The 9,916-nt window shown below is 45.3% G+C and carries 9 protein-coding genes, 1 riboswitch and 1 other annotated feature; all 9 genes read right to left on the reverse strand.

Going from position 1 to position 9,916, the window contains the following annotated elements:
• Nucleotides 1–106: 106 nt before the first annotated feature.
• The 9 genes from hisIE to AB4558_RS18695 all read right to left on the reverse strand — a co-directional run bounded on the left by hisIE (nucleotide 107) and on the right by AB4558_RS18695 (nucleotide 9,353).
• Nucleotides 107–757, reverse strand: coding sequence for a bifunctional phosphoribosyl-AMP cyclohydrolase/phosphoribosyl-ATP diphosphatase HisIE (gene hisIE / locus AB4558_RS18655; protein ID WP_017060271.1), 651 nt, complete (start codon nucleotides 755–757; stop codon nucleotides 107–109).
• On the reverse strand, nucleotides 754–1,527 hold the full coding sequence (gene hisF, locus AB4558_RS18660) for an imidazole glycerol phosphate synthase subunit HisF (protein WP_017060270.1): 774 nt from the start codon (nucleotides 1,525–1,527) through the stop codon (nucleotides 754–756). Before hisF ends, hisIE begins: the two co-directional genes overlap by 4 nt.
• Entirely contained in the window at nucleotides 1,509–2,246 is a 738-nt protein-coding gene (gene hisA / locus AB4558_RS18665; RefSeq protein WP_136981599.1) for a 1-(5-phosphoribosyl)-5-[(5-phosphoribosylamino)methylideneamino]imidazole-4-carboxamide isomerase, read from the reverse strand. The genes hisF and hisA overlap by 19 nt, the downstream gene beginning before the upstream one ends.
• Before the next feature lie 43 nt (nucleotides 2,247–2,289).
• Nucleotides 2,290–2,904, reverse strand: coding sequence for an imidazole glycerol phosphate synthase subunit HisH (gene hisH / locus AB4558_RS18670; protein ID WP_017060268.1), 615 nt, complete (start codon nucleotides 2,902–2,904; stop codon nucleotides 2,290–2,292).
• 9 nt (nucleotides 2,905–2,913) lie between these two features.
• Nucleotides 2,914–4,002, reverse strand: a complete 1,089-nt coding sequence (hisB, locus tag AB4558_RS18675) for a bifunctional histidinol-phosphatase/imidazoleglycerol-phosphate dehydratase HisB (RefSeq protein WP_017060267.1) — start codon at nucleotides 4,000–4,002, stop codon at nucleotides 2,914–2,916.
• 131 nt (nucleotides 4,003–4,133) lie between these two features.
• Complete coding sequence (gene hisC / locus AB4558_RS18680) at nucleotides 4,134–5,174, reverse strand: histidinol-phosphate transaminase (RefSeq protein ID WP_017060266.1); 1,041 nt, start codon at nucleotides 5,172–5,174, stop codon at nucleotides 4,134–4,136.
• Nucleotides 5,175–5,183: 9 nt separating this feature from the next.
• The gene (gene hisD, locus AB4558_RS18685; protein WP_017065318.1) at nucleotides 5,184–6,485 is read right to left on the reverse strand and encodes a histidinol dehydrogenase; all 1,302 of its coding nucleotides are present in this window, start codon (nucleotides 6,483–6,485) and stop codon (nucleotides 5,184–5,186) included.
• Nucleotides 6,485–7,381, reverse strand: a complete 897-nt coding sequence (gene hisG / locus AB4558_RS18690; RefSeq protein ID WP_017060264.1) for an ATP phosphoribosyltransferase — start codon at nucleotides 7,379–7,381, stop codon at nucleotides 6,485–6,487. The genes hisD and hisG overlap by 1 nt, the downstream gene beginning before the upstream one ends.
• 53 nt (nucleotides 7,382–7,434) lie before the next feature.
• Nucleotides 7,435–7,570 (reverse strand) — a sequence feature (His leader region).
• Nucleotides 7,571–7,760: 190 nt separating this feature from the next.
• Nucleotides 7,761–9,353: a Na+/H+ antiporter NhaC family protein gene (locus AB4558_RS18695; RefSeq protein ID WP_017060263.1), complete on the reverse strand. Its 1,593-nt coding sequence runs from the start codon at nucleotides 9,351–9,353 to the stop codon at nucleotides 7,761–7,763.
• Between the two features lie 112 nt (nucleotides 9,354–9,465).
• A riboswitch (Lysine riboswitch) is annotated at nucleotides 9,466–9,643 on the reverse strand.
• Between the last annotated feature and the right edge of the window lie 273 nt (nucleotides 9,644–9,916).

The following is a 9,916-nucleotide window of genomic DNA, read 5'->3' on the forward strand; positions in this document are numbered from 1 at the left end:
GAAATCTTGAAATCTTGAAAATTAAAAAACTAAAAAGCCCCGTAAACATGTTTGTTTGCGGGGCTTTTGTCTGTCTTTTACGCGGTTCTATTAATCTAAAGAGAGCTTACTTATGACGCTCTTTCAGCTTGTTTACCACATCATCCATCGATAAGCCTTGGTCTTGAAGAAGAACCATTAGGTGGTAAATCAAATCTGCTGATTCACACACTAACTCCGCCTTATCGCCCGACGTCGCCGCAAGCGCGACTTCAACGCCTTCTTCGCCCACTTTTTGCGAAATACGCTTGGTGCCACGGGCATATAGACTGGCAGTATAAGAAGATTCAGGATCGGCGTCCTTGCGGGCAGCCAATAGCTGCTCAAGCTGATGAAGCCACACCATCTGAGACTCTTCTTGCTTGTCTCCATCCCAACACGTTGTTGTACCTGTGTGGCACGTTGGACCAATGGGATTAACTTTAACCAGTAAGGTGTCGCTGTCACAGTCCAAGGCGATGTTTTGCAGTTGCAATACATTGCCCGACGTTTCACCTTTCGTCCAAAGACGCTCTTTTGTGCGAGAGAAAAACGTCACATTGCCAGTTTCACCCGTTTTCTCAAGTGCGGCTGGGTTCATGTATCCCATCATTAGCACTTGGCTTGACTGGTAATCTTGAACAATCGCTGGCACTAAGCCATCTACTTTTTCCCAGTTAATACGCTCTGACAATGCGCCTACTTCTGTTTTTGATAAGCTTACGGGTTCAAAACTCATAGTCGCACCTCTACATCTTGTTGTTTTAAATACTGTTTAAGTTCACCAATATTGATGACTTGTTTGTGGAATACCGAAGCCGCAAGTGCTCCATCCACGTTGGTCTTTTTATAAGCTTCAGCAAAGTGCTCCATTGCACCAGCGCCACCAGAGGCAATCAATGGCACATTACACACTTCACGCACCATGTTTAACTGATCGATATCATAGCCGTTACGAACGCCATCTTGGTTCATCATGTTTAACACAATCTCACCTGCGCCACGCTTCTGTACTTCCTGCACCCAATCTTTGGTTTCCCATTTGGTTGCTTTAGTACGCGCTTCATCGCCTGTAAATTGGTAAACCTGATATTTACCGGTTTCTTTGTCGAAGTATGAATCGATACCGACAACGATACACTGAACGCCAAACTTATCAGCAAGGTCAGTAATCAGCTGTGGATTAGCCAATGCCGGTGAGTTGATTGACACTTTATCCGCACCAAACTCAAGGATGCGCGCTGCATCTTCTGCTGATTTAATACCACCAGCGACACAGAAAGGGATATCGATCACTTCAGCTACGCGTTTCACCCAGCTTTTATCGACCACACGGCCATCACTTGATGCGGTGATGTCATAAAATACCAATTCATCGGCGCCCTCTTCTGCATAGCGTTGTGCTAGCGGAACGATGTCACCAATAATTTCGTGGTTACGGAACTGAACGCCCTTAACCACTTGTCCGTCACGGACATCCAAACAAGGGATTATGCGCTTTGCCAACATGCAAATGCCTCCTCTGCGGTAAACTTGCCATCAAGTAGTGCACGACCCACAATCACACCCGCAACACCGCTGCCTTTTAGCGCTTCGATATCAGCTAGGCTGCCAATGCCGCCCGATGATTGGAATTGCACTTGTGGGTACTGCTTACAAAGATCAACATAGAGCTCTACGTTTGATCCTTCTAGCGTGCCATCGCGTGAAATATCGGTACACAGCACGTGTTTAAGACCAACTGTGAGGTAGTCTTCAATCAGCGCTTCAATAGTCACACCTGAATCTTCTTGCCAACCTGAAATCGCCACTTTACGTGTGCCGCTTTCATCAATGTTGATGTCTAGAGCCAGCACGATTTTTTCCGCGCCATACTTCTCCATCCAACCTTTCACCAACTCAGGTTGCTTAACGGCTGTAGAACCAACCACAACGCGCTGTGCGCCAGCTTCTAGCAGATCAACGACATCTTGTTCGTTACGCACGCCACCACCAATCTGGATGTTCGCAGGCGTGCTAGCAAGGAGCTTAGCAATCAAGTCTAACTGACGAGCCGTTGTGTCTTTTGCGCCCGTTAAGTCAACAAGGTGCAGCCAGCCAGCGCCAGCTTGGTGGTACAGATTAAACTGCTCTGCTGGGTCTACTTTGTATTCTGTTACTTGCCCGTAGTCTCCTTGGAATAAGCGAACTACTTGGCCTTCAATTAAATCTAACGCGGGAATAATCATTTACATTCCTTATATGGCAACGTTAGCCGCTGCCTAATCCTTATTACAATTCCAAGAAGTTCTGAATCAGCTTAGAGCCAGCTTTCGAAGATCGCTCTGGGTGGAACTGAACACCATAATAATTGCCACTTTGAACCGCCGCAGTGAACGGATTACCGTAATCACATTGTGCGATTGTGTAGTCGCCCACTGGCATTGCGAAGCTATGAACAAAGTAGAAGTATTCGCCTTCTTCAATGTCTTTAAATAGCGGGTGATTAGGCGTTGCTGTTACTGTGTTCCAACCCATGTGTGGTAATGGTAAGTCGCCCGTTTCAAGTAAACGAACTTCGCCATCACACAAACCTAGGCATTCAACTAACTCATCAGCCTTTTGACCTTTCTCTTGAGACAGTTTGCCTAACAGCTGCATACCTAAACAGATACCCAGCAGAGGCTTCTCAACTTGCTTGACAAGGGTAACAAGGTCACGCTCTTGCAGGTTCTTCATTGCCTCACTTGCTGTACCTACACCGGGTAGGAATAGCTTGTCGGCAGCAAGAACAACTTCTGGTTCTTTTGAAATTTCAACTGCGTAGCCCAGACGTTCAATCGCAAACTTCACCGATGAAACGTTGGCACAACCAGTATCAATAATAACGACTTTTTGCTCTTTCATACCGAACCCTTACAGAACGCCTTTGCTGCTTGGTAACTCGTTACCTTCAACTTTGATTGCTTGGCGAAGAGTACGGCCAAACGCTTTGAACAGGCTCTCAATGATGTGGTGATCATTATTGCCATCAGAAGAAAGGTGTAGCGTACAAGCCAATGTATCAGTTAGAGAACGGAAGAAGTGAACCACCATCTCGGTTGAAAGATCACCCACTTGCTCACGGCTGAACTTAGCATCGAACTTCAGGTATGGACGACCAGAAAGGTCTAACGCACACTGAGCCAAACACTCATCCATTGGTAGGCTGAAACCAAAACGGCCAATACCACGTTTGTCGCCTAGTGCATCTTTCAATGCTTGGCCTAAAGCCAGAGCGGTATCTTCGACTGTGTGGTGATCATCAATGTGCAGGTCGCCCTTCACAGTCAGGTTCATTTGGAAACCACCGTGTGTCGCGATTTGATCAAGCATGTGGTCGAAGAAACCCATGCCGGTATCGATCTTGTTGCCACCGGTTTCATCAAGGTTTACTGCAACCTTGATATCGGTTTCTTTAGTAGTACGAACTACTTCAGCAATACGCGCATTAACCGTCAGATCTTTAACGATTTGTGGCCAGTTAAGCGTGCCTTCAGTTTCCGCATCCGGGCCATATTGAATACCGCGGATAGCCATGTTCTCTGCCAGTTGAAGATCCGTCATTCGGTCGCCAATCACAACAGAGTGTTGGAAATCGACTTTACCGCCTTGTAGGTACTCTTTAACCATACCCAGTTTAGGCTTACGGCAAGAGCAGTTGTCTTCGTCAAAGTGAGGGCAAATAAGCACGTCGTCAAACTTAACGCCTTGAGATTCGAAGAACTCCATCATCATATTGTGTGGTGCATCGAAATCTTCTTGTGGGTAGCTATCGGTACCTAGACCATCTTGGTTAGTCACCATCACTAGACGGTAACCAGCGTCTTGCAGTGCAAGTAGGCTAGGAATTACTCGCGGTTCGAATTTTAGCTTGTCTAAACGATCTACTTGAAAGTCAACTGGCGGCTCTACAATTAAGGTGCCGTCACGGTCTATAAAAAGTATTTTCTGTTGTTTACTCACTTGAACTTCCTTTTAATTTTAAATCTGGTGGCCTAGCTAAAATCAAACGCTAACCCAAAATATTGGTTTCACTTGCCAATCTGCGATTAATCAACTCAAACTGGCAAATGTTATTACTGGTAAGCCTTTCGTTACTGATAAAAGTTACGAATGAATCCAAGTGTCTTTTCGCACTCTTCGCGGTTACCAATACTAATACGAACACAGTCTTCAATAGGTGAATTACGCAAAATAATGCCCGTATCCCAAGCCGCTTTAAATAACTCATCGCCGTTCGGGAATTTCACCAGTAAGTAGTTACCCCAGCCATCAAAAACCGTCACTTGAGGCATACCTAATAGACCCGCCTGCAAATACGCTCGGTTAGCACTTAAATCCAGAACTTGGAACTTAGCTCGCGCGAGTCCTTGCTCTGAAAGTGCTTGAACGGCAATGTCAGCAACAGGGATTGGCACTGGATAAGGAGCAATCACTTTCAACAGTACATCGATAAGCTCTTTGTTCGCTAGCGTAAAGCCACAACGTAAGCCCGCCAGAGCAAAGGCCTTCGACAAGGTGCGCAGAATCGCTAGGTTTGGATATTGCTCAAGCAAATCAACGGTTGACGCTTCTGGACAAAAATCGATATACGCTTCATCCATCACCACAATCGCTTTGTCTTGTGTCATTTCAAGCAACTTGATGATGTCTTTGCGATCAACCAAATTACCGGTTGGGTTATTTGGGCTACAAACAAACACCACTTTTACGTTGTCGAGCTGAGCTTCGATAGCTGGAAGATCCAATTGCCATTCAGAAGTCAGAGGCACAACCTTACGCTCAACACCAATCGTCTCTGCACTGATTGCGTACATACCGTAAGTGGGTGGGCAGTAAAGAATAGCGTCTTCGTTCGGCTCACAGAAAGCACGAATCAGTAATTCAATACCTTCGTCAGCACCACGCGTTGTCAGAGTTTGCTCTGATTTCACGCCTGCGTATTGAGCGTAAGCATCAATCAGCTCTTTTGGCTGACATTCGCTGTAACGGTTAAGACGAGACAAGTTCAGGTTGTACTCGTTATCAAACGGAGATTCGTTGGCGTTTAGCCATACATCACCAGTACCGCCTATGCGTCTTGCAGACAAGTAAGGTGTTAGAGCCTGAACTTGTTTTCTTGCTAACTTTTCCATGCCCTACCCTTATTTCGCTTTATTTAACTTTTCAACTCGGATAGTCACAGCGCGTTTGTGTGCATCCAAACCTTCGGCTTCCGCCATTGTTACTACTGTTGGCGCTAGGCCTTTCAACCCATCGGCTGTTAGCTCCTGCACCGTCATTCGCTTAGAGAAATCAGCCAAACCTAGGCTTGAATACGTCTTGGTATAACCGTAAGTCGGAAGAACGTGGTTTGTGCCGGATGCGTAGTCACCTGCAGATTCTGGAGACCAGTCACCAAGGAAAATTGAGCCTGCATTATCTAGCAATGGCAACAATTCACGTGGGTTCTTGGTTTGAACGATCAAGTGCTCAGGACCGTAGAAATTCGAAATCGCAATCGCTTGAGTGATCGATTCAGCAATGATGATTAAGCTTGAAGCCAATGCTTGCTGAGCGATGTTCGCACGAGACAGTTCTTTCAGTTGCTTTTGAACCGCTTCTGTTACTTGGTCTGCAACCACTGGAGATGGAGTTACCAATACTACTTGAGAGTCAGGCCCGTGTTCCGCTTGGCTCAACAAATCCGCTGCAATGAAGTCTGCATCAGCCGTTTCATCAGCAATCACTAACACTTCAGATGGGCCAGCTGGCATATCAATAGCTGCTCCGCGGAAGTCATTACTCACTTGGCGCTTTGCTTCCGTAACGTAGGCATTACCTGGGCCGAAGATCTTATCGACTTTAGCCACACTCTCGGTACCGTAAGCCATTGCTGCAACCGCTTGACCACCACCAACGTTATAAACTTCGTCGATCTTACAAAGCTTAGCGACATACAAGATTTCATCAGCGATTGGCGGAGGTGAACAAAGCACAACCTTACGACAACCTGCGATTTGAGCAGGAACACCTAACATAAGAACCGTTGACGGTAGTGGCGCACTGCCACCGGGAATATAAAGGCCAACAGTATTAATCGCGCGCGTCACTTGCTCACACACAACACCAGGCTGTGTCTCAACCTTAATTGGCTGCGGCTTTTGAGCTTCGTGAAACTTAGCAATGTTGCTATAAGCTTGCTCTAACGCTTGCTTCATCTCTGGTGTTAGACGAGCACACGCCTCTTCAATCTCACCCGAACTGACTCGGATAGATTCTGGAGTTACACCATCAAACTTTGCAGTCAGCTTTTTAAGCGCGGCATCGCCTTCATTTCGTACTTTTGCAATAACATCAGAAACAGTCGCTGTGATGTTTGCACCTTCAGTAATAGCTGGACGCTCTAATACCGAGTCTTGCTGTGATTCACTTAAAGATTGCCAAACAACGGTTCTCATCGTCACTACCCCATCATTTTTTCGATTGGTAATACTAGAATCGAGCTTGCACCCAACTCTTTCAGCTGTTCCATTGTTTCCCAGAACAAGTTCTCTGTACTTACTAGGTGCACGGCAACTTTGTCTTTGTCTGTAGATAGAGGAAGAACCGTTGGATCTTCAGCACCAGGCAGTAGTGCTTTGATTTGCTCTAGTTGAGAGGTTGGCGCGTGAAGCATGATGTACTTCGACTCTTTCGCTTGTTGAACACCCTGCATACGAGTCAGTAGTTTTTCAATCAGTGCGGTCTTGTCTGCGTCGAAGTCGCCAACACGTTGAATCAGTGTTGCTTTCGATTGGAAGATAGCTTCTGCTTCTTTTAGGCCGTTCGCTTCAAGCGTTGCACCTGTAGAAACTAAATCAGCGATAGCGTCTGCAAGGCCAGCGCGAGGCGCGACTTCAACCGAACCTGTTAGCATACAAGTGCTGAACTCAACACCCTGCTCGTCCATGTAGGCTTTAAGTAGTTGTGGGTAGGTTGTCGCAATACGTTTGCCCGCTAAGTCTTGTGGGCCGTTGTATTCTTCGTCTTTATTAATAGCGATTGAAAGGCGGCAACCACCGAAGTCTAAACGACGTAGTGTGCGGAACTCTGAAGGCTCTTTAAGAGCAACACGATCTAGACGAACTTCTTCTAGTTCATTTTCACCGATGAAACCAAGGTCAACTACACCATCCATGATAAGACCTGGGATGTCGTCATCACGAACGAGTAACAAGTCGATTGGCATATTTAGTGAGTGAACCACTAGGCGCTCACCCATGATATTAAATTTAACACCACATTTTTTAAGTAGGTCTTGGCACTCTTTACTTAAGCGACCTTTCTTTTGAATTGCGATTCTTAGGCGTTGTGTCTGCATTGCTGTATCCCTGTGCAAATATTTGAATTTATTGATTATTTAAAAGCGCTAAAACTAAAAAACCCTCGGGGACTTTGTCATCCCGAGGGTTTAAATCTAAATTCTTTTGACTTAACCTCCGGGAGTAATCTTGCTCCCGGGTATACGTAAATCTCCCCGAAAGACTAGATAGGGTGATGATGGTGATGAATGTTCATTACTAATTTACGCATACTTATCAGCTCTTAGGTTGTTTGCTGTCTTGTCTCCACACTAACTAAGCTGACATCCTTTTTCAACCATTTATTCGAACTTTTTTCACGAAACTTAAAATTAAATTAACAGGCACAAAAAAGGGAGGCAAACGCCTCCCTGATAGTTTACTGATTAACTTTCAATTTTAGCTTTTGCACGTCGCCATTTTGCAGCGAGAGAAGTAAGCCAATGCAAAACATACAGCAACAAACGTTAGAGACGCTGCGCCAAATGCGATGCCAATTGAAGATGTCATACCTAGAGTGATGAAACCAATGCACGATACGAACGCTACAGACAACGCGTATGGAAGCTGAGTCGAGACGTGGTCGATGTGGTTACAACGAGCACCAGTAGAAGACAGAATCGTCGTATCTGAGATTGGAGAACAGTGGTCACCAAATACTGCACCCGCTAGAACCGCACTTAGCATTGGAAGAATCAGTGCGATATCCGATGCTGCAGCCATATCACCCGCGATTGGTAGCATGATACCGAACGTACCCCAAGATGTACCTGTAGAGAACGCCATAACGCCCGCTAGAAGGAACAACATAACCGGTAACCAGTGGTAATCAATGCTGCCTGTTACTAGAGACGATAGGTAAGAACCCGTTTTCATGTCGCCGATAACAGAACCGATAGTCCATGCAAACACAAGAATCAGAATCGCGCCAAACATAGAGCTAGCACCGATCCACATTGTTCTTGCGATATCAGTCATAGATAGCTTTTGCTTGAATACTGTCGCTAGTGCTACTAGTAAGCCAATAACACCACCGTAAACAAGAGACTTACCTACATCCGTGTTTTCAAATGCGCCTAGAAGGTTGAATGCTTGGCCATCAGCAGCCAGCGCTTGGCCGCCTGTGTAAAGCATTGCAGCCACTGTCGCTACAATTAGCGATACGATTGGCATAACAAGATCAGAAACTGAACCGTTTTCGCTCTCTTCGATATCTAACTCTTCGTTTAGATCGTGAGCTTGCTTTTGATCGTTGTCACCTTCAAAGCCACGGCCTTGAGATGCTTCGATCTCATGCTCACGCATCTTACCAACGTCTAGACCGAACCATGCTACTGCGAACACCATTAGTAGTGCGAATACAGCGTAGAAGTTCATTGGGATAAGACGAACGTAAGCACCCAGTGCAGAATACTCTGTCACACCGTGTGTCACTAAGATGCCACCAATGATCGTGATGATGTAAGCACCCCAGCTAGAAGCAGGCATGATCACACACATAGGAGCAGCAGTTGAATCTAGGATATAAGCAAGCTTAGCGCGAGATACATAGAAGCGGTCTGTTACAGGACGAGAGATAGCACCAACCGCTAGGCTGTTAAAGTAGTCATCAACAAAGATGAATACACCTAAGAAAGCAGCAAGTAGTTTTGAACCACGTTTGCTCTTAACGCGAGACTGTGCCCACTCCGCGAATGCGCGAGTACCGCCAGACAGTGTTAATAATGCCGTTGTCATTCCAAGAATAATTAGGAATGCAATGATGCTCATGTTCCAAGTGTTGATGCCACCATCTTCGATGAAAACACCAGATGCTTTAGTAAACACGTAGCTAGCTGCGTTACCTACTGAGTAATCAGCAAGTAGAATCGCACCCATGATGATACCGACACCCAAAGAAACCAATACACGGCGGGTAACAATAGCAAGGCTCAAAGCCACAAGGGGCGGAAGCAAAGATAAAGGTGATGTTGCAAAATCTATTAAATTCATGATCTTCAAAAACCAGTTTTTTATTTGGCTAGAGATCTACTGCAGACAAACTTGATACGGCTGACCAAGCTCATGTTGAACTAAGCGAAAGGGAAGTGAACACTTCACCCAACCCTACAGTAGCGCTCCATAGTTTAAAATTAAGACTATGGCAGTGTTGTACCTATTGAGCACAACCCCAGCAAATTGCTTAGATATACAATTTACTTCGGCAATTACACCTTTCATTCCCGTTCATTGGCATCACCCCAACGGAAGTTACTTTTTATAATTGCACCTCTACGTGCGATAACATTATTAACCGTGTAAACCAGAGTTTAACAACAAATTAACCAACACCTCGCATCAGGTAGCCGCAATTGTACTCATCAAGAGCAACAATGCAACATATCATTCCGAGAAAAATAGCTTTTTGTTAATGAACTAATCAATAAAAGAATAGTCTACATAAGTTGACTACTCCACCTGTCACATATCATTTTTTAAGATATTCTTAATAATTATTATAAATTCAATAGAAATACTGCTCTGAATTTTCAACTATTCATCTCACTTTTATATTT

Source organism: Vibrio sp. 10N.222.51.C5 (genome assembly GCF_041474575.1).
Taxonomy (GTDB): domain Bacteria; phylum Pseudomonadota; class Gammaproteobacteria; order Enterobacterales; family Vibrionaceae; genus Vibrio; species Vibrio crassostreae_C.

Bases quoted from the DNA above. Each gene is read 5' to 3' on its own strand.
- hisC (WP_017060266.1), bottom strand. From the start codon at position 5,174: ATGGAAAAGTTAGCAAGAAAACAAGTTCAGGCTCTAACACCTTACTTG.
- AB4558_RS18695 (WP_017060263.1), bottom strand. From the start codon at position 9,353: ATGAATTTAATAGATTTTGCAACATCACCTTTATCTTTGCTTCCGCCC.
- hisG (WP_017060264.1), bottom strand. From the start codon at position 7,381: ATGCAGACACAACGCCTAAGAATCGCAATTCAAAAGAAAGGTCGCTTA.
- hisH (WP_017060268.1), bottom strand. From the start codon at position 2,904: ATGAAAGAGCAAAAAGTCGTTATTATTGATACTGGTTGTGCCAACGTT.
- hisIE (WP_017060271.1), bottom strand. From the start codon at position 757: ATGAGTTTTGAACCCGTAAGCTTATCAAAAACAGAAGTAGGCGCATTG.
- hisA (WP_136981599.1), bottom strand. From the start codon at position 2,246: ATGATTATTCCCGCGTTAGATTTAATTGAAGGCCAAGTAGTTCGCTTA.
- hisF (WP_017060270.1), bottom strand. From the start codon at position 1,527: ATGTTGGCAAAGCGCATAATCCCTTGTTTGGATGTCCGTGACGGACAA.